The organism is Serratia microhaemolytica (genome assembly GCF_004011885.1).
In the GTDB taxonomy this organism is placed as follows: domain Bacteria; phylum Pseudomonadota; class Gammaproteobacteria; order Enterobacterales; family Enterobacteriaceae; genus Serratia_G; species Serratia_G microhaemolytica.
This window is the reverse complement of the sequence record NZ_SBEF01000008.1, coordinates 22,143-41,415: the sequence shown is the minus strand read 5'-3', so window position 1 is coordinate 41,415 and position 19,273 is coordinate 22,143. Positions and strand designations below refer to the sequence as shown.

The following is a 19,273-nucleotide window of genomic DNA, read 5'->3' as shown; positions in this document are numbered from 1 at the left end:
CTTCTTTTCAGGCAGTGTATCTGGTTATGTTATTGCTGCGACGGTAAGTCGCTCTGTTTTAGTGCCAATTTCAGCAAAACGGTGTCAGGTCGGGGGGCTTTTAGCTGGTTGTTAGGCTAGCGTGTTAACCACCGACAACGCGTGCTACCGGTTGTCGGCAGTGTGAGTTAATCGGCGATTATTGGCTTTAATCAAAAATAGTGGCACCACACTCAGCGCTGGAGATGGTTCGGCGCATCACATTAAACAGTTCACGTCCCCAACTCTGCTGTTGTTGCGTGAGATCGATGTCAGCCTGCGCACGACCACTCAAATTACTCAGGCAATCGATACTTCCTGTTTCTGCATCGATACGCAGTAGGTCGCCATCTTGTAGCAGTCCAATGGTGCCGCCATGCAGTGCTTCCGGTGTGACATGAATGGCTGCCAGGATCTTGCCGGATGCCCCAGAGAGACGCCCATCGGTGACCAGTGCGACCCGGTGACCAGCATTTTGCAAGTTGCCCAATATTGGCATCAGCTTATGTAGTTCAGGCATTCCGTTCGCAGCCGGACCATTGTGACGCACGACAATCACCACATCCTGATTAAGCTCTCCAGCTTGATAAGCCGCTTCGACTGCATGTTGGCAGGAAAAGATGCGTGCTGGCGCTTCAATGGTGCGGTATTCCGTGGCAACAGCAGAAACTTTGACCACCGCACGGCCAAGATTACCTGTCAGTAGGCGAGTGCCGCCGGTAGCTTGAAAGTATTGACCGCTGGTCGCCAGTACGCTTGGATCTTGGCTCTCACCTACCGCTTGCCATATTAGTTTTCCCTGTTGTAGCGTTGGTCGAGTCAGATAATCCGCCATGCTACCAAAGACCGGCAGTGCATCCATGTGGATCAACTGCTGTTCAGCCAAACGGCGCATCAATCCAGGAACGCTACCAGCCTGTTCGAAGGCGTTAACATCGGCGGAACCGTTGGGGTACATGCGCACCAGTAGCGGTACGACCTCTGAGAGGTCGTTAATGTCATCCCAAGTTATTAGTAAACCAGCCATTTTCGCTACTGCCACCATGTGAATGCTGTGATTAGTACTCCCGCCAGAGGCGAGCAGCGCAACCAGGCCGTTGACCAGTGAGCGCTCATCTAACACGCTACTTAAAGGGCGGTAGGCTGGGGCACCGGGGATCATCGCACTGATGCGGCGAGCGGCCTCTGCGTTTAGCGCTTGGCGCAGTTCGCTGTCTGGCGCGACAAAAGCTGAGCCTGGTAACATCAGACCCATCGCTTCAAACACCAATTGATTGGTGTTGGCAGTGCCGTAGAAGGTGCAGGTGCCAGGTGCGTGGTAGGCGTTACACTCCATCTCCAGTAGTGCATCGCGCCCTAATTTGCCCGCTGAGTAACCTTGGCGTACTTTGACCTTTTCATCATTACTGATACCGCTGCTCATTGGGCCTACCGGCACAAATGCAGTGGGCAAGTGAGCATGGGAGAGTGCCCCCATAATCTGCCCTGGTGCGATTTTGTCGCAGACACCGAGCAGCAGCGTGGCATCAAAGGTGTTGTGCGAGAGCGAAACTGCGGTTGCTTGTGCAATCAAATCACGTGAGAACAACGACATATCCATGCCGGGTTGTCCCTGGGTGATGCCATCACACATTGCCGGTACACCACCGGCTACCTGTGCGCTATGCCCGAGTTCACTTAACGCCTGTTTGATTTGATCTGGATAATGTTGGTAGGGCTGATGGGCGCTGAGCATATCGTTGTAGGCGGTAACAATCGCGACATTGGCGCGCGTCATATCAAGGATGCGCCGCTTGTCGTCACTGCTACAGGCAGCAACGGCATGAGCCAGATTACCACAGGCCAATGTTGCACGGGTTTTCCCTTGCTCGGCTTGTTGCTGGATGCGGGCAAGAAAAGCCTGACGCCGCTGCTGGCTGCGCTGGCGGATCCGTTCAGTGATTGCAGAGATATCAGGGTTGATCATGGCGCCTGCTCCAGTGCTGCCAGTGCCCGATCGACCACTTGGTTAAAGCTGCCATCGATATCTACCCGAAAGACACCGGCTTCGCCATCTGGGCGCTCTAAGGTATCAAATTGACTTTGCACCATGTTTTCACGCATGAAATGGCCTTTACGTGCGCGCATTCGTTTCAGGATCAACGGCTGATCACCATCCATAAACAGAAAACAGACTGATTGATTGCCTTCACGGATCTGATCACGATATTGACGTTTTAGTGCTGAACAGACGATAACACCCACCTCATTTTTCTGTTCAAGACTGTAAGCGGCATCACGGATCCGCTCCAGCCAGGGCGCACGATCCTGATCATTAAGCGGGTTACCAGCAGCCATTTTCTGGATATTGGCTTTTGGGTGCAGATCATCACCGTCAATAAACTTAGCCCCCAGTTTTTGCGCAACACTCAAGCCAATACTCGATTTGCCGCTACCGCACACGCCCATAACAATAATGCATTTCCCCGCCATAATTTGACCTCTGTCTCATTTTGCAAAAAACGCGCTGTTCAAGACTGTTAATCCACCACGTTACCGGTAACATGTTACCGGTAACGTGGTCGGTTGTGAAAGCACGAAGCTTGAAAGTGTGAACTCTGCCACAGACTGAACTCCGATATGACTGCCCAGAGTAGCAATCAGCACTCTGGCAGACATTGCTTAAAAATAGCCCCTGCCATGCCATTATTGCGGGGAGATTGAAGGAATATATACCTATGTCTGACCTCTCTTTGATCATGACCGCAGCAGGTTCGATTGTGCTGCTGCTTTTCCTGGTGATGAAGGCACGTCTGCACGCCGTTGTTTCACTAATTTTAGTTTCTATGGTGGCGGGATTGGCCGCTGGTATGAGTCCGGCCAATATTGCCAGTACTATCCAAAAGGGAATGGGCGGAACCTTGGGTTTTGTTGCTGTGGTGGTGGCATTAGGGGCAATGTTTGGCAAGGTGATGGAAGTGACTGGGGCGCTGGATCGTGTGGCACACACGCTGCTGGGGCGCTTTGGTGTCAAGCGTGCCAACTGGGCGATCACACTTACCGGCTTTGTCTGCGCATTACCGCTGTTTTTTGATGTCGCGGTGGTGTTGTTGATTGGGGTGGCGTTCGCGATTGTGCGACGCGGTGGTGGCGGTGTGGTCAAAATTGGTATTGCACTGTTGGCCGGTATTGCCACTTGCCAAGCATTTTTGATCCCTGCACCAGGGCCGATCCTGGTGGCTTCTGAATTGGGTGCCGATTTCGGTTACATGATTTTGTTCGGGCTGATGGCAGCGATCCCGGCGATGATCTTGGCAGGGCCGCTGTTTGGTACTTTTATCAGCAAATTTGTTGATGTACCACTGCCTGCCGAGGCACAAACTAGCGTGCATGACCAGAGCAAACCGTTGCCTTCGTTTGGTTTGGCGATGGGCCTGATTGGTTTACCGCTGCTGATGATAGGATTGAAGACCATTGTTAGCCGTTTTGTTGAGCAGGGTTCTAACTTGCATAACTGGTTAGGATTTATTGGTCACCCGTTCACGGCGATTATGGTTGCCTGCTTGGCGGCGTTCTATCTGCTCGGTATTCGTCGCGGTATGTCGCGTGAACAGGTGATGAATGTCTGTAACAGCGCACTACAGCCAGCCGGTGTGATTATTCTGGTTACCGGTGCGGGCGGGGTATTCAAGCAGGTGCTGGTCGATTCTGGGGTAGGTGCTGCGCTGGGCAATATGCTGGCCGATTCAGGTTTGCCGATTGTGGCGCTGGCGTTCATTCTGGCAGCAGCAGTCCGTGTGATCCAAGGTTCGGCGACAGTGGCGATGTTAACTGCGTGTGGGTTAGTTCTGCCAATGTTGACACCGCTCGGTTTGAGTGGTGCACAACTGGCGGCAGTGACGATCGCAATTGGTGGAGGTGCTATCGTGCTGTCGCATGTCAATGATTCCGGTTTCTGGTTAGCTAACCGTTATTTAGGGCTTTCAGAGAAACAGACATTGCAGACTTGGACTGTGATGGAGACGATCATTGGCACTACCGGTGGAATAGTGGCGATGGTGATCTACAGCTTCCTCTAGCAGCTTGATGTGAGATTCGGCAGTTCAGTGGATCAGCACAAGAGTTGTTGAGCGCTCGACAGTGGTTGAACTGCATCGATAGTGGTTCAACCAGATAGGGTTGTTGAGCTGCATCTGGTTTTGAGCAGCATACAGGTAAAGTGGCCTCATTAGCGTATTGTCGTCTAAGGAACGGGTGTAGAACTGCATCTGATCATCATGTGGTCAGATCGCGCCTGCTGACTTTTTCCACCCAACCGGGTAATGTTACAAGTAACATTCAGCCAGGATATAGAGATGAACGCGATACGCAAACGCAGACCAACGCTACAAGATATTGCCGATCAAACCGGTGTTACCAAAATGACGGTGAGTCGCTACCTGCGTGATCCGCTCACTGTTGCTGAAGCGACCCGGGCACGGATTGCACAGGTCGTAGAACAACTGGGTTATATTCCCAATCGCGTGCCAGACATTCTCTCTAACGCCACCAGTAAGGCGATTGGTATCTTGATCCCATCGCTGTCTAATCAAGTATTTTCTGCCCTTATCCAAGGTATTGAGTCGGTGACTGAGCCGGCGGGTTATCAGACGCTACTGGCGCATTACGGCTATAGCCCGCAACGCGAGGAACAGCAGATCGCCGCGCTGCTCTCTTACCATGTTGATGGACTGATCCTGGCAGAGAGTCAACATACCGCGCGGACACGCAAGATGATCGCCACCGCAGCAATTCCGGTGGTGGAGACGATGGATCTGCCGCAGGATCCGATCGACATGGTGGTCGGCATGGATCACCAGGCAGCGGCGCGCGCGATGGTGACAGAAATGTTACGCCGTGGCCGACGCCAGGTGATTTATCTCGGTGCGCGGCTGGATAGACGCACCCAGTTGCGGATGGAGGGCTATTACCAGGCAATGCAGGATAATGGTTTGTCTGGTCGGCATCTGTTGACCGAGCAGTCATCCACTTTTACCCTAGGCGGCGAGTTGTTGGAGGCGGCACTGGCACGTTACCCAGAGTTGGATGGCATATTCTGCACCAATGACGATTTGGCGGTTGGGGCGTTATTGCGTTGTCAGGCCAGATCGATTGCGGTGCCACAGCAGATAGCGATTGCCGGTAGCAATGCCTTGGACATTGGCCAGGCATTGACACCCAAACTGGCCACTATCGTAACACCTCGTGAAACTATCGGACGCATGGCTGCCAGCATGTTGCTGGCTCGTCTCTCGGGGCAAGCAGTGGCGGAGTGGCACAAAGATGTCGGTTTCTCGCTTGATTTTGGCCAGAGTCTGGGCAGCGAAGTTGTTGAGCAATCTGCTGCTTTGATTTAACAGCAATAAGTTATCTCACTTTGCGCCAGCGCAAAGTGCTAAGCCAATGTGCAGCTATAATGCAGCGCAGCGGATTGGGCTGTTTCCTGGGCCCGATTCGGAAGCTGAAAGGAATTTTGTTTAACGATTTGTGAGCCAATCATGTCTACAAGTGTTTTCAATCGTCGCTGGGCAGCGTTGCTGTTAGAGGCGTTGGCGCGTCATGGGGTACGACATGTTTGCATCGCCCCTGGTTCGCGCTCTGCACCGTTGACACTGGCTGCGGCTGACAGTCGCAAATTTATCTGCCACACCCATTTTGATGAGCGCGGATTGGCGCATTTAGCGTTGGGGCTAGCCAAAGCCTCTGCCGAGCCAGTTGCAATCATTGTCACTTCTGGCACAGCGGCTGCCAATCTCTATCCGGCCTTGATCGAAGCCGGATTAACCGGTGAACGTTTAGTGCTGTTAACCGCTGATCGCCCAGTAGAGCTGATTGATTGTGGTGCTAACCAAGCGATTCGCCAAACTGGGCTGTATGCCAGCCATGCTAAACAGACTATTGAGTTACCGCGCCCCAGCCCAGAGATCCCTGCACGCTGGTTAGTTTCGGTGCTTGATAGTGCTATGGCTCAGCTATCACACGGTGGCTTGCATATTAACTGCCCGTTTGCCGAACCGCTCTATGGTGGTGATCAGCAGCAATATGCCGAATGGTCAGCAGCGTTGGGGGACTGGTGGCAACAGCATCGTCCCTGGTTACTGGAGTCTGTGGCACAACCAATCAGTGCTGAACTGGATTGGCCAGTATGGCGGCAAAAACGTGGCGTAGTGATTGCCGGTCGCTTAAAACCGTACGAGGGTGAACTGCTGGCTAATTGGGCTGCAACACTGGGTTGGCCACTGATTGGCGATCTGCTTTCACAGACCGGGCAACCACTGCCGTGTGCAGATCTCTGGCTGGCACACCCACAAGCAGGCAAATGGTTGTCACAAGCTGAACTGGTGCTACAAGTCGGCAGCCGCTTGACCGGAAAACGCTTATTACAGTGGCAGGCAACTTGCCAACCGGCAGAGTATTGGCTGATCGACCCGCTACCGGGACGGCTTGATCCGGCACACCACCGAGGCCGACGCATCTGTGCCGACATTGCGCAGTGGTTGGCATTGCATCCGCCACAATCCCAGCCTGCTTGGGCGAGCGGGCTTACTGAGTTAGCCAGCAAGAGTGCCAAACTGGCTGCTAACCATGTTGCCGAACAGTTTGGTGAAGCACAGTTAGCACAACGATTACCACAGTTATTGGCCGAACAGGGGCAACTTTTTGTTGGTAATAGTCTGATTGTCAGACTCATTGATGCATTGGCTCAGTTACCCGTCGGCTACCCGGTGTTCAGCAATCGCGGAGCCAGTGGTATTGATGGGCTGATTTCTACTGCTGCCGGTGTACAACGCGCCAACCAGAAACCGACACTGGTGATCATCGGTGATCTCTCGGCATTGTACGATCTGAATGCACTGGCACTGCTGCGCGACTGCACCACACCGTTGCTGTTATTGGTGATCAACAACAATGGTGGACAGATCTTTTCTTTGCTGCCGACACCAGAGGCACAGCGTCAACGTTTTTTCTGTATGCCTCAACATATTGAATTTAGCCACGCGGCGGCAATGTTTCACCTGCAATATGCGCGAGTGGAAAACTGGTGCCAACTTGAGCAGGCGGTTGAACAGGGCTGGCAGCATCAGGGGGCAAGCTTGATTGAAGTGACGGTCGCTGCGAGCGAAGGGGCAGAGAGCTTGCGTCAGTTGGTGAATCTGCTGGCGTCAGGCCAATGTTAGCGGCTCAAGTATGGCAGCGCGCAGGGCAGCCGATTGCCGCAGGGCAACCTTGGCTAGTCTGGCTACATGGTCTGCTTGGTAATAGCCGCGAATGGCAGCCCATCGCTGCCCGTTTTGCTGATTGGCCCTCGCTGGCGGTTGATCTCCCTGGCCACGGCGGCTCAGTGACACAACGTTGCCACGGCTTTGACGATGTTAGCCAACAGTTACTGGCGACACTCAGACAGCACCGAATTGAGCGCTATTGGTTAATTGGTTATTCGCTGGGTGGACGTATCGCCATGTATCATGCCTGTCACGGGCAGTCTGCCGGGCTGCTGGGGCTGGTGGTTGAAGGTGGGCACCCGGGGATCGCACAACCGCAATTGCGCCAGCAGCGTTGCCAACATGATGCCGACTGGGCGCAACGTTTCCGTTCTCAGCCGCTCTCGCAACTGTTGCCACACTGGTACCAACAGGCGGTTTTCGCCTCGCTGACTGTAGCACAACGGCAACAGTTAATTGCTAGCCGGTTGAAAAATCACGGGGCAGCAGTCGCTGACATGCTGGAAGCCACCTCATTGGGGCGGCAACCCTGGTTAGTGCCGAAACTGCGACAGCTCACACGGCCACTACGGCTGATATGCGGTGCGCAGGACGCCAAATTTTTGGCATTGGCACAGCAGGCTAAATTACCATTGTGCTCTGTAGCGGCGGCTGGGCACAATGTGCATCTGAGCAATCCGGCGGCTTTTACTGCGCTGTTAGAGACCTTTTTTGATGAGATAGGAAGCAAACATGCTGTACCCGAATGAACAACAACTGTATGCCGCGATTGAGTGGCAACCATCTGGCACCAATTTTGACGATATCCTGTACCACAAATCGGCGGATGGCATTGCCAAAATTACCATTAATCGTCCACAGGTTCGTAATGCCTTCCGGCCACATACAGTAAAAGAGATGCTCGAAGCGCTGGCCGATGCACGTTATGACGAGCAGATCGGCACCATCATTTTGACCGGTGCGGGTGAACAAGCGTTCTGTTCAGGGGGGGATCAGAAAGTACGAGGTGATTACGGTGGCTATCTGGATCAGCGTGGCACCCATCACCTGAATGTGCTCGACTTTCAGCGTCAGATCCGCACCTGTCCAAAACCAGTAGTGGCGATGGTAGCCGGTTATGCGATTGGTGGCGGGCATGTACTGCATATGATGTGTGATCTGACTATCGCGGCGGATAACGCTGTTTTTGGTCAAACAGGGCCGAAAGTTGGCTCGTTCGATGGGGGCTGGGGCGCATCCTACATGGCACGTATTGTCGGGCAAAAGAAGGCGCGTGAGATCTGGTTCTTATGCCGCCAGTATGATGCTGCTGCTGCACTGGATATGGGGCTGGTGAATTGCGTGGTTCCGTTGGCACAGCTAGAGCGTGAGACAGTGCGCTGGTGTCGCGAAATGTTGCAGAACAGCCCAATGGCACTGCGCTGTTTGAAAGCAGCACTGAATGCCGATTGCGATGGTCAGGCAGGATTACAGGAGTTAGCCGGTAACGCGACGATGCTGTTCTACATGACCGAAGAGGGGCAGGAAGGGCGCAATGCGTTTAATCAAAAACGCCAACCAGACTTTAGCAAATTCAAACGTAACCCATGATGACCAACCCAACGCGCCAAGCAGTGCTCTACCGCTATCAATTGCCGATGGAGGCCGGTGTGGTATTGCGCCATCAGCGCCTGAAAACCCGAACCGGATTACTACTCCAGCTACGCCAAGGTGAACAGCAGGGGTGGGGGGAGATCGCTCCGCTGCCAGAATTTAGCCATGAAACCCTGGAGCAGGCGCAGAGTGCCACGTTAGTTTGGCTAGCGGATTGGTTGGCGGGAGCATCAGAGCCAGCGACAGCCTGGCCTTCGGTGGCATTTGGCAGCAGTTGTGCGCTGGCCGAACTGGCGGGTGAGTTGCCGCTGGCGGCGGATCACCGCAAAGCACCACTGTGCAGTGGGGATCCGGACGAACTGTTTGCTCGCTTGGCTGCGTTACCGGGTGAAAAAGTGGCCAAAGTGAAAGTTGGGCTGTACGAAGCGGTGCGTGATGGCATCGTGGTCAACTTGCTGCTGGAAGCACTGCCTGATCTGAGATTGCGACTGGATGCTAACCGCAGTTGGACACGCGCTAAAGCGGATGCCTTTGCCAAGTATATCAATCCACAATGGCGAGACCGCATCGCTTTTCTCGAAGAACCGTGCCAGACGCGCGACGAATCGCGCCAGTTTGCCCAAGCCAGCGGTATCGCGATTGCCTGGGATGAGAGCGTGCGAGAGGCTGATTTTGTGGTGGCAGCGGAGCCGGGCGTAGCAGCACTGGTGATTAAACCTACGCTGGTGGGAAGTTTGGCGCGCTGTGGTGAACTGATCACACAGGCACAACAGGCAGGGTTGGTGGCGGTGATCAGTTCCAGTCTCGAATCAAGCTTGGGGCTAACCCAGTTAGCGCGGTTAGCGCACTGGCTAACGCCCGGCACCGTTCCGGGGCTGGATACGCTGGATCTGATGCAGGCACAACTGCTGCGTGCGTGGCCGGGCAGTGAATTACCGCTTTGGCAAACTGACAGCCTGGAATTGGTATGGCAGCGTTAACCGATTGGCCCTGGCGCTACTGGGCAGCACAACGCCCACAAGCAACCGCATTACTCGATCAACAGCAGCCAGTCAGTTGGCTGAGCTTACAGCAGCAGATTGATCGACTGGCTACAGGCTTTTATCAGCAGCGGGTCGAGCCTGGCCAGGTGATTGCGCTACATGGTCACAATAGCTACACACAGTTATTGGCCTATCTGGCGCTGTTACAGTGTGGTGCTCTGGTACTACCGCTCAACCCGGAATTGCCTGGCTCGATACTCAACGCGCTGTGGCAGGATTTACCGATCACTGCGGTTGTTGCCATCGAGACACCATCAACGCTACCTGCAACGGTCACCCGGCTATCGATGGAGCCAGCTGGATGCTCGACTATCGCACAGCTTGAGTGGCAGCCTACACGTCTAGCAACACTGACACTGACCTCTGGTTCGGTCGGTTTGCCTAAGGCAGCAGCGCATAGTTATCACGCACACCTACGCAGTGCCGATGCTGTGCTACAACGGTTCACCTTTCAAGCGGACGATCGTTGGCTGCTATCGTTACCGCTGTTCCATATTTCTGGCCAAGCAATTATCTGGCGTTGGCTATCGGTGGGCGCGCAACTGGTGTTGCGTCAACGGCAACCCTTGTTGACGGCGTTAGCGGGCTGTAGTCATGCTTCATTGGTGCCAACGCAGTTATGGCGTCTACTTGCACAACCGTCAGCCGTACCTGGTTTAAAGCAGGTGCTATTGGGAGGAGCACAGATCCCGCTTGAATTAACACAGCAAGCTGAACAGCGCGGTATTGCCTGTTGGTGTGGTTATGGGCTAACTGAGCTGGCCTCTACTGTGTGCATGAAACGTGCGGATGCACACGCGAGTGTCGGTGAACCACTGGCTGGCTATCAACTGCGTCTGGTTGATCAAGAGGTGTGGATCCGTTCAGCCAGTTTGGCTGCGGGGTATTGGAAACAGGGGCAGTTGCGCCCGATGGTAGATCGCCAAGGCTGGTTCCATAGCCGAGATCGCGGCAGTTTGGTTCACAGCGAGTTGAGTCTGTTAGGACGTCTGGACAATCTGTTCTTTTCTGGCGCAGAGGGAGTACAACCGGAGATGATTGAACGTGAATTGGCAGCACATCCGCAAATCCGACAGGTGATCATCGTGCCGGTGAATGATATCGAATTTGGTCAGCGGCCGGTGGCCGTGGCCGAGTGGCAAGGTGAGCTATCACTGGCTGGACTACTGCACTGGGCACAGTCACGGTTGACGAACTTTCAGCGCCCGATTGCGTTGTTACCGCTACCGGCTGAATTGCGAAACGGTACACTCAAAATCGCACGCTATCGAGTGCAGCAGTGGGCTGCCACGCAGTTAGCGCTAGGCTCGCGGATGGATTGACCATCAACATCACAGCAGTCGCGGCAGCGAGAAAATCGAACGTGTCTTCCGCTTCGGCAAAGCCTTTAATATCACCGACCACCAGGACAAAATCGGCCAAGATTGAGAGCTGGCTGATGACCTTCTGAGAGCGCGGGTCTTGGTAATCAGCATGATAAGTGCTTAGCGCCTCACCGCCCAACTGTTCGGCGATAGTGGTAAATGTAGCCGGGTTCCTGTCGGTAAGCCTAGAAAAACTTCAGTATACATATAGCCTGTGACACAGCCGATAAACTCACCGTGTAGCACTAAATTAACTCATATAAAAATCAAATAGTGACATCAATATAAGTTATCCTCTCTTCTTTCTCGTACTGTAATGATAGAGAATCAAAAATACTTATCTCATCGCCTGTATTCAAGATAATTAAATTAATCTGATTTTTAAAGCAAAGCTTCATTCCAATAATCGAATTTTCAGTCGCAGAGTAAATTGCAAAAAAACCTGACAACACCTGACCAAGGTACTGTTGAAAATGGGGGGTGTAAGAAATATTCATAATTACTTCTCTTCCATATTCTCCAAGATCACTTTCTTGCATTTCTATATCAGTAAACTCAAGTGTTGAACCATCCATCCCACAACGAAAACTAATCTTAGTTTGTGCCCTGGAAAAAGTAAATTGTATCTGTTGCGGATGAATGAGATCGGGTTCTTCAAGCCAGTAAATCAACCCATTAATACCCAATAGACTTTCACCTATAATCGATTTTATAATTTCTGCATGTTCATTTTTAAAGCGGGTCATTGTGGGTTCCCTCTTAGTGCATTGTTTACTGAGGTATTGTTCCTCACGCCATCCTTAAGAATAGTGATAAAGCTACCATTAGGTTTAGTCACGACCACATCATTACCTTTTATTCTAAAAAATACATCTCCACGACTAGCTCCACCACCAATTCCCTGACCGGAAAATTTTCCTGGAACAGTTTTATCCGGATTGGAGCCAATGTTATTTATAACATCTAATACTCGCTGTCTATCCTCTGGATTCGAGGGGTTGCCACCGAAATCCTCAACATGCTTTCCAAGTTTTTTACCTACCTGGGCTTTATTAACCGTAAATGGAGCACTAGCCCCAATACCAGAACTTGATATTTTCCCAGGAGCAGGTAGATATTCCGAGATCTGATTGCTGGCCTGATTAACCAACTTCGACGCCCCGGCGACATCGCCTTTTTTCAGTGCTTGTTTCGCTGCTTTCAGCGCGTTGCCAGCGGCGTCGCCGACGACTGGGATCACCCCGATAGCGGCGGCGAGAAAATCGAGTGTGTCTTCCGCTTCAGCAAAGCCCTTAATATCACCAACCACCGGGACAAAATCGGCCAAGGTTGAGAGCTGGCCGATTAACTCTTTCGAACGCGGGTCTTGGTAGTCGTTATGATAGGCACTGAGCGCTTCGCCGCCCAACTGTTCGGCGATAGTGGCAAAGGTCTCTGGGTTTTGGTGATACAGCGCACCGGCGGCCAGTAATCGACCCACCGCTGCGCTGTTGAGTGTGCTCAGTGCCGGTTCAGTGCGGTTGTGCTCGCCGTCCGCTGCGGTGCTTGCCGTGGCAGCCGCTTCCGCTGTGATATTGGTGCCGGTTTCGACCGTTAATGGCTGGCCAATCAACGCATTTTTTATCCATTGGCTGGCTTCGGCAAGCTGCTGTTCATCGTTGAGATCGAGCGCTTGGCTGGCGGTGATCTGGCCGTTGTGTGTGGCGTAGAGGTTGAAGTTTTTGCCGTGTAGGCTGATACGCCCATCGGCGTGCAGTTCCAGTGCCGATGCGCCGCTCTCCAGCCGAATGCCGCGCGCCGAGGCCAGTTCCAGCACCTGTTGTACCGTGCGTTGCTGTTGGCCGTTGATCTCGGTGTGTTGATCGCCCTGAACCGTCAGGGTGTGGTTGCCGTGCGCGGTGAAGTGATAATGTTGGCCAATTTCAATCTGCTGATTTTGTCGCACCGTTTCGATGTGGTTAGCGCCGACTTCAGTCACTCGGTTGTTGCGCACTTGGGTGGTCATGTCGCGCTGGGCACGCAGGAATAGGCTTTCCCTGCCTTTGGCATCTTCAAAACGCAGTTCGTTGTAGCCTTCGCCTTTGTGGGTTTTGCTGCGCAATACCATCTGGGTCTTCGCCATCGGCAGTTTCAGCGCGGCGCGGTTGACCGCGTGATAGGTGCGGCCGGTGACGATCGGTTGATCCGGGTCGCCGTGCAGGAAGTGGATCACCACTTCCTGGCCAACGCGCGGGATGGCGATCATGCCCCAGCCTTGTCCTGCCCACGGTTGGCTGACGCGGATCCAGCATGAGCTGTGGTCGTCGTTGTTGCCGTAGCGATCCCAACGGAACTGCACGCGGATGCGGCCATGTTCATCGCAGAAGATCTCTTCGTTGCCGGGGCCAACCACGTTGGCCAGATGTGGCCCGTCGATGACCGGTTTCGGCAGTGGCGTTGGCCGCCAGGTTTGGCTACGCGGGATAAATTGGAACTCGGTATTCAGGTGGGTGCCTTGCTCGCCGGCTTCTTGTTCCATGGCTTGCGGCTGTTGGCCGCTGTGGCGGGTGGCGATCAGTTGCCAGGCGCAGTTCAGGTCGGCGCGCGGGTGCTGGCTCAGCGTCAGGAGAATGCCGGGTTGCAGGCGGAAGTCGTTGCTGTGGCCGCGCCCCAAACGGGCGTCGTTGCGCAGCGCCTCCAGCCGGTAGCGGGTGAAATCTTTGCCGTGCTGCTGATCTTTGAAGCGACCAGGAAAATCAAACTGTTGGTAACTACGACGCTGAGCGATTTCACCGCTGGCTTGTTGGCTGAATGTCGCATCCCAGCGCGGGTTTTTGAAGGTGTAATCCTTCATTTGTACCACGGCGGGGCGCACTTGGGCGCTACAGATAAAGCTGTTGACACACAGCTCTTGCGCTTGTGCGGCGACGTTCGGGTTGTACGGCAGGCTGGTTTTTTTCCGGATGATGCCGCAGTCATCGGCAAACACTACGGTATGGCGGCCTTGGTTGAACTCAAAATAGTAGAAGATGCCCTCTTCGGCGGTTAGGCGCTGGATAAACTCAAGGTCGGTCTCTTGGTACTGCACGCAGAATTCGCGCGCCGGGTGCGGGTGGCGCAGACCGAAGGCGTAGTCGACGATTTGTGCTTCACGCAGCAGCTTGCTGATGATCTGTTCGATGGTTTCAAGCTGGAAGATACGTGAGTTGCGGCGCAAGCCCAAGCGCCACAGGCTGGGGCGCACGGACATGCGGTAGCGGGTTTGCTGGAAGCCGGTGTCACCCTGTTGAAAGCAGGTGACGATGCCGGAAACCGCGCGTTGTAGCACGCCGTCACGCCAGACCGAGAGTGTGGCACCGCGATCAAGCACGGCATCAAAATCAACCGCCGGGTTGGCGCTGGCGAGGTTAAGTTCCAGTTCAAACAGCGAGGAGTAGTGTTCGTTAAGGGTGAAATCGACCACCGCGAAGGTGCCTGCCGGTTGGCCACCGGCGCTGAGGGTAAATTGCAATCCACTGGGTTGAGTGCTCATGTTCACATTCCCTGATCTCGCGTTGATTACGCGCGTAAATGGCTTGGTTTTAGTGCTTCTGATCACGGTGAGTGATGGTCGGTACAGAAACGGCTAAAAGACTAGCCTAGACGATAGCTTAATCACTGCTTGCGGATTAAATCACGCAATTACATGCAAAGAAACTGGTTTTTTCACCCTGCTTTAATACAGGGTGTCTGGCTGTTACAGAGCAATAATCGGTGTTAGCGCGTAAACGAGAGGCGGTAGTCACCAGTACCAGGATGGGCATTAAGCCATTTTTTTGTGCCGATCAGTAAAAAAATTTTGATGTATGTCAATATTTGGTATGACCAAATAACCGCTCGTGCTATCCTGCTATTGGGTAGCAAACTTGTAGGTGAGAGCGGCTCCTGATGGCGTTTTCACTTTGATCTGTTGATAATCATTGCTTGCATTTGGGGGCATCTTGACAACGCCAAAGAAAAAAATCGTTATTGTTGGTGGGGGCGCTGGTGGTCTGGAACTGGCAACCCGTTTAGGGCACAAATTGGGCCGTAGGAACAAAGCGGATATCACCCTGGTAGACCGCAACCATAGCCACTTGTGGAAACCGTTGCTACATGAAGTCGCCACCGGATCTTTGGATGATGGCGTTGATGCTCTCAACTACCTTGCCCATGCACGTAATCACCATTTTCACTTCCAGCTTGGGTCGTTAATCAATATCGACCGTGAAAATAAAACCATTCAACTTAAGCAAATTTGTGATGAGCATGGTGATGAACTGGTGCCTGAGCGCACGTTGCCGTATGACACACTGGTAATGGCGCTGGGTAGTGTTTCAAATGATTTTTCTACTGCTGGGGTCAAAGAGCACTGTATCTTTTTGGATAGCCCAGATCAGGCACACCGTTTCCATAATGAAATGATGAACCTGTTTCTCAAGTTTTCCGCCCACGCTACAGAGAAGAAGAGCGTTAACATCGCAATTGTCGGTGCTGGTGCGACTGGCGTCGAGTTGTCTGCAGAACTCTATAATGCGGTGAAACAACTGCATAGCTACGGATTTGAAGGCCTGGACAGCCACGCATTGAAAGTCACCTTGGTTGAAGCGGGTGAGCGTATTTTGCCAGCATTACCGACACGTATCTCCGCTGCCGCCCACTCCGAATTGGTACAACTTGGGGTTCGGGTGTTGACCAATACCATGGTGGTGAGCGCCAATGAGAATGGTTTGAATATTAAGAGCGGTGAATTTATTGATGCCGATCTGATGGTTTGGGCCGCTGGCATTAAAGTTCCTGATTTTATGAAGGAGATTGCCGGGCTGGAAACCAATCGTATCAACCAGTTACTGGTGTTGCCAACGCTACAGACGACACGTGATGCTGACATTTTTGCTATTGGTGATTGTGCCAGTTGCCCACGTGAAGAGGGGGGTTTTGTGCCGCCGCGTGCGCAGTCGGCGCATCAAATGGCGACGCTGTGTTTTAAAAATATCTTGGCACAAATCAACAATCAGCCGCTGAAGCACTATGTCTACAAAGATCATGGTTCGCTGGTATCGCTGTCGCGTTTTAGTACCGTAGGCAGCTTAATGGGCAACCTGATGCGTGGTTCAATGATGGTTGAGGGGCGTATTGCGCGTGCAGTCTATATCTCACTGTATCGAATGCATCAGGTGGCGTTACATGGTTACACCAAAACTGGCCTGATGATGCTGGTTGGTGGCATTAACCGGGTAATCCGGCCAAGATTGAAGATGCACTGATAGTCATGTAGGACGGTAACATTAACGGATTAGCGCTACCGTCCACAAACTGGTATCTTGGTGAACGTCAGTGAATCAACAATCTGTGTACTACTAACGCAAAGGTGTAAGTATGGATAATGCAAGTAAGCCAAGTTTCCAGAACGTCCTGGAGTTTGTGCGTATATTCCGCCGTAAAAATAAGTTGCAGCGTGAAATTGTCGATAATGAGAAGAAAATCCGCGACAACCAGAAGCGTGTGTTACTGCTCGATAATCTGAGCCAATATATCAAACCAGGCATGACTATTGAGGATATTCAGAACATTATCGCCAATATGCGTAGTGACTATGAAGATCGTGTTGACGACTACATCATCAAGAATGCCGAGCTGTCGAAAGAGCGCCGTGATCTCTCCAGCAAGTTAAAAGCTATGGGTGAGATCAAGTAAGTGATGTTGCGCAGAGTGGGCGATTGTTCCTGCCCTGCGCCCCTTTCCCACGCCTCGTTGCGAAATGTTATGTTACTTATTGCCTGAGAGCGATAGGATAGCAAACCATCTTAAAAGCGCTACGCTAGTTGATAGATAGAGTAACTAGTCAGTAAGCTGCTCGTTTTATAATCCTAAAGTGGTATGTTATGGTACTTACAGAGGCTATTGATGATATCCTCGCACGTTGGTGTATTGTCATCAGCCTGAGCAGGGAGCGTCATTACCGATCAGTAAATTGGATCGATTGTTAACATAATATCGTGCGTTATGCAGGCAGAGCAGCAGCGCCAACAGTGAGCAAACCGCGCAACTGTCTGGCATGAGGTAACCGGTTTTTATGACACAACAGCAACTTGGAACATTACTCACCTGGAGTGAACAGCTTCATCCTACCCGCGTTGTGATCAGCGGAGAGTGGACACTCATTCACTATCGCTTGCTAGAACCCGCAGTGACGCAATTAGCTGCGCGTCTCGATGTACAGACAACCTTCGATTTTAGCCAATTAAAAGCACTCGATACCTCAGGAGCTGCGCTACTGGTCAAATTGCTTGGTGAACAGCGTGTCGCCGTGCTGGAGCAAATTGCCCCGCACCTTGCACCGGAACGCCGGGTATTATTAGCGACGGTGGCGCATTCATTGCGAGGATTTACGCCACCGCCGAGTGAAAAACCACCGGGATTGCTGTTGGAATTGCTGGCGACTGTCGGCCGTTCGATAGAAGGTTTTTGGCATAATTTGTTGGCACTACTTGCGTTTATTGGCTTGACCTTACAGACGTTATTGAGCGTGCTGCCACGGCCTGCGCGCTGGCGTGTCACATCGCTGGTGGCCAATCTGCAACAGATTGGTTTAAATGCGGTGCCAATCATCATGCTGCTCACCTTTCTGGTTGGAGCGGTGATCGCCTTTTTGGGGTCGACAGTACTGAGTGTTTTTGGCGCGACTATTTTCACCGTTCACCTTGTGGTGTTCTCGTTTCTGCGCGAATTTGCCGTACTTCTCTGTGCGATATTGATGGCTGGTCGCACGGCCAGTGCTTTTACGGCCGAGATTGGTTTGATGAAGGCCAATGAAGAGCTGGATGCGATCCAGACATTAGGGCTAAACCCGGTTGAGCTGCTGGTGTTGCCTCGGGTGTTGGCGCTCCTGCTGGCACTGCCGATGTTGACCTTTATTGGCATTATCAGTGGCATCTTCGGTGGCATGGTGGTGTGTGCACTGACGCTCGACATCTCGCCAACCATGTTTCTCTCCATCATGCAGTCAAGTGATGCCTTTCAGCATTTTCTGGTCGGGATGAGTAAAGCGCCAATTTTTGCTTTTCTGATCGCGATCATCGGCTGTCTGGAAGGATTTAAAGTTTCCGGCAGCGCCGAGTCAGTGGGCATTCACACGACCGCCAGTGTGGTTCACTCCATTTTTGTGGTGATCTTGCTTGATGCTGTCGCGGCACTGTTCTTTATGGAGATGGGATGGTGAAACAGCAGATGGCAGAGTCAATCATTCGTATCCGTCAGTTACGCAACTGTTTTGGTCAACAGTGTGTGCATGACAACCTTGATCTGGATGTGCGCCGTGGCGAGATACTCGGCATTGTTGGTGGTTCAGGCACCGGTAAATCGGTACTGCTGCGCACCATCGTTGGTTTGCGTCGACCCAATGCAGGGAAGATAGAGGTTTTTGGTGAGGATCTACTGGCACTCACTGGATCGCGGCGTTCAGCGCTGGAGCGGCGGTTTGGTGTGCTGTTTCAGCGTGGTGCGTTGTTTAGTTCATTGACAGTAACTGAAAATGTCGCTCTGCCGTTGATTGAGTATGTAGGCTTGCCACGTAGTGAAGCCGAAGCGCTGGCACAGGTCAAGCTGGCATTGGCGGGCTTACCGGCCAATGCGGGGAGCAAGTATCCGGCCTCGCTCTCTGGCGGCATGGTGAAACGTGCGGCGTTAGCCAGAGCGTTGGCACTCGATCCGGAAATTCTGTTTCTCGATGAACCGACAGCCGGGTTAGATCCCATCGGCGCAGCCGCGTTTGATAACCTGATTCTTACTTTGCGTGATGCACTGGGGTTGACGGTATTTCTGGTCACTCATGATCTTGACACGCTTTACACCATCTGTGACCGCGTGGCGGTGTTATCACAAAAGCGGGTGCTGGTGGTCGATTCGCTGGATGTTGTGGCAGCAACTGATGATCGCTGGATCCAGGACTATTTTCATGGCCCACGAGGCAGAGCAGCACAGCAGGCCGTTACCAATATACCTGAGAGGAAATAAT

At 52.8% G+C, this 19,273-nt stretch carries 15 protein-coding genes; 11 read left to right on the top strand and 4 right to left on the bottom strand.

All coding sequences use genetic code 11. The features are described 5' to 3' along the window. Positions 1-187 precede the first annotated feature (187 nt). Both edd and EOJ37_RS05120 read right to left on the bottom strand, forming a co-directional pair. Complete coding sequence (gene edd / locus EOJ37_RS05125; protein ID WP_206194025.1) at positions 188-1,981, bottom strand: phosphogluconate dehydratase; 1,794 nt, start codon at positions 1,979-1,981, stop codon at positions 188-190. Further along, entirely contained in the window at positions 1,981-2,490 is a 510-nt protein-coding gene (locus tag EOJ37_RS05120) for a gluconokinase (protein ID WP_127958510.1), read from the bottom strand. The genes edd and EOJ37_RS05120 overlap by 1 nt, the downstream gene beginning before the upstream one ends. Before the next feature lie 245 nt (positions 2,491-2,735). Here EOJ37_RS05120 and gntU point away from each other — a divergent pair, with 245 nt between their 5' ends. The 7 genes from gntU to menE all read left to right on the top strand — a co-directional run bounded on the left by gntU (position 2,736) and on the right by menE (position 11,217). Further along, positions 2,736-4,076, top strand: a complete 1,341-nt coding sequence (gene gntU / locus EOJ37_RS05115; protein WP_127958508.1) for a gluconate transporter — start codon at positions 2,736-2,738, stop codon at positions 4,074-4,076. Between the two features lie 285 nt (positions 4,077-4,361). After that, the gene (locus EOJ37_RS05110; protein ID WP_206194024.1) at positions 4,362-5,393 is read left to right on the top strand and encodes a substrate-binding domain-containing protein; all 1,032 of its coding nucleotides are present in this window, start codon (positions 4,362-4,364) and stop codon (positions 5,391-5,393) included. Between the two features lie 141 nt (positions 5,394-5,534). Continuing rightward, positions 5,535-7,214: a 2-succinyl-5-enolpyruvyl-6-hydroxy-3-cyclohexene-1-carboxylic-acid synthase gene (gene menD, locus EOJ37_RS05105; protein WP_127958504.1), complete on the top strand. Its 1,680-nt coding sequence runs from the start codon at positions 5,535-5,537 to the stop codon at positions 7,212-7,214. Beyond that, positions 7,208-8,008: a 2-succinyl-6-hydroxy-2,4-cyclohexadiene-1-carboxylate synthase gene (menH, locus tag EOJ37_RS05100; RefSeq protein ID WP_127958502.1), complete on the top strand. Its 801-nt coding sequence runs from the start codon at positions 7,208-7,210 to the stop codon at positions 8,006-8,008. Before menD ends, menH begins: the two co-directional genes overlap by 7 nt. Next, positions 7,992-8,849, top strand: a complete 858-nt coding sequence (gene menB / locus EOJ37_RS05095; protein ID WP_127958500.1) for a 1,4-dihydroxy-2-naphthoyl-CoA synthase — start codon at positions 7,992-7,994, stop codon at positions 8,847-8,849. Before menH ends, menB begins: the two co-directional genes overlap by 17 nt. Beyond that, positions 8,849-9,832: an o-succinylbenzoate synthase gene (menC, locus tag EOJ37_RS05090; RefSeq protein WP_420820618.1), complete on the top strand. Its 984-nt coding sequence runs from the start codon at positions 8,849-8,851 to the stop codon at positions 9,830-9,832. The genes menB and menC overlap by 1 nt, the downstream gene beginning before the upstream one ends. Next, positions 9,820-11,217 carry an o-succinylbenzoate--CoA ligase gene (gene menE / locus EOJ37_RS05085; protein ID WP_127958496.1) on the top strand — a complete coding sequence of 466 codons (1,398 nt, stop codon included), beginning with the start codon at positions 9,820-9,822 and terminating at the stop codon, positions 11,215-11,217. The genes menC and menE overlap by 13 nt, the downstream gene beginning before the upstream one ends. 308 nt (positions 11,218-11,525) lie before the next feature. Here the strand turns inward: menE and EOJ37_RS05080 are convergent, their stop codons facing one another. Further along, positions 11,526-12,005 (bottom strand): hypothetical protein, encoded by a 480-nt coding sequence (locus EOJ37_RS05080; protein WP_127958495.1) that lies wholly within the window; start codon positions 12,003-12,005, stop codon positions 11,526-11,528. After that, positions 12,002-14,770, bottom strand: coding sequence for a type VI secretion system tip protein TssI/VgrG (tssI, locus tag EOJ37_RS05070; RefSeq protein WP_420820617.1), 2,769 nt, complete (start codon positions 14,768-14,770; stop codon positions 12,002-12,004). Before tssI ends, EOJ37_RS05080 begins: the two co-directional genes overlap by 4 nt. A 448-nt stretch (positions 14,771-15,218) precedes the next feature. Between tssI and EOJ37_RS05065 the strand changes: the two genes are divergently transcribed. The 4 genes from EOJ37_RS05065 to EOJ37_RS05050 all read left to right on the top strand — a co-directional run bounded on the left by EOJ37_RS05065 (position 15,219) and on the right by EOJ37_RS05050 (position 19,272). Next, entirely contained in the window at positions 15,219-16,523 is a 1,305-nt protein-coding gene (locus EOJ37_RS05065) for an NAD(P)/FAD-dependent oxidoreductase (RefSeq protein ID WP_127958493.1), read from the top strand. A 112-nt stretch (positions 16,524-16,635) separates the two neighbouring features. Then, positions 16,636-16,953, top strand: coding sequence for a PTS system regulator TmaR (tmaR, locus tag EOJ37_RS05060; RefSeq protein WP_127958491.1), 318 nt, complete (start codon positions 16,636-16,638; stop codon positions 16,951-16,953). A 379-nt stretch (positions 16,954-17,332) separates the two neighbouring features. Continuing rightward, on the top strand, positions 17,333-18,478 hold the full coding sequence (locus EOJ37_RS05055; RefSeq protein WP_127958489.1) for an MlaE family ABC transporter permease: 1,146 nt from the start codon (positions 17,333-17,335) through the stop codon (positions 18,476-18,478). After that, entirely contained in the window at positions 18,472-19,272 is an 801-nt protein-coding gene (locus tag EOJ37_RS05050) for an ABC transporter ATP-binding protein (RefSeq protein WP_162473659.1), read from the top strand. Before EOJ37_RS05055 ends, EOJ37_RS05050 begins: the two co-directional genes overlap by 7 nt. The last annotated feature ends 1 nt before the right edge of the window (position 19,273 follow it).

Excerpts from the sequence above, each read along its gene's own strand:
- EOJ37_RS05050 (WP_162473659.1), top strand. The coding sequence starts at position 18,472 with ATGGTGAAACAGCAGATGGCAGAGTCAATCATTCGTATCCGTCAGTTA.
- tmaR (WP_127958491.1), top strand. The coding sequence starts at position 16,636 with ATGGATAATGCAAGTAAGCCAAGTTTCCAGAACGTCCTGGAGTTTGTG.
- menD (WP_127958504.1), top strand. The coding sequence starts at position 5,535 with ATGTCTACAAGTGTTTTCAATCGTCGCTGGGCAGCGTTGCTGTTAGAG.
- gntU (WP_127958508.1), top strand. The coding sequence starts at position 2,736 with ATGTCTGACCTCTCTTTGATCATGACCGCAGCAGGTTCGATTGTGCTG.
- menE (WP_127958496.1), top strand. The coding sequence starts at position 9,820 with ATGGCAGCGTTAACCGATTGGCCCTGGCGCTACTGGGCAGCACAACGC.
- tssI (WP_420820617.1), bottom strand. The coding sequence starts at position 14,770 with ATGAGCACTCAACCCAGTGGATTGCAATTTACCCTCAGCGCCGGTGGC.
- EOJ37_RS05120 (WP_127958510.1), bottom strand. The coding sequence starts at position 2,490 with ATGGCGGGGAAATGCATTATTGTTATGGGCGTGTGCGGTAGCGGCAAA.
- menC (WP_420820618.1), top strand. The coding sequence starts at position 8,849 with ATGACCAACCCAACGCGCCAAGCAGTGCTCTACCGCTATCAATTGCCG.
- menH (WP_127958502.1), top strand. The coding sequence starts at position 7,208 with ATGTTAGCGGCTCAAGTATGGCAGCGCGCAGGGCAGCCGATTGCCGCA.
- menB (WP_127958500.1), top strand. The coding sequence starts at position 7,992 with ATGCTGTACCCGAATGAACAACAACTGTATGCCGCGATTGAGTGGCAA.
- EOJ37_RS05080 (WP_127958495.1), bottom strand. The coding sequence starts at position 12,005 with ATGACCCGCTTTAAAAATGAACATGCAGAAATTATAAAATCGATTATA.
- EOJ37_RS05055 (WP_127958489.1), top strand. The coding sequence starts at position 17,333 with ATGACACAACAGCAACTTGGAACATTACTCACCTGGAGTGAACAGCTT.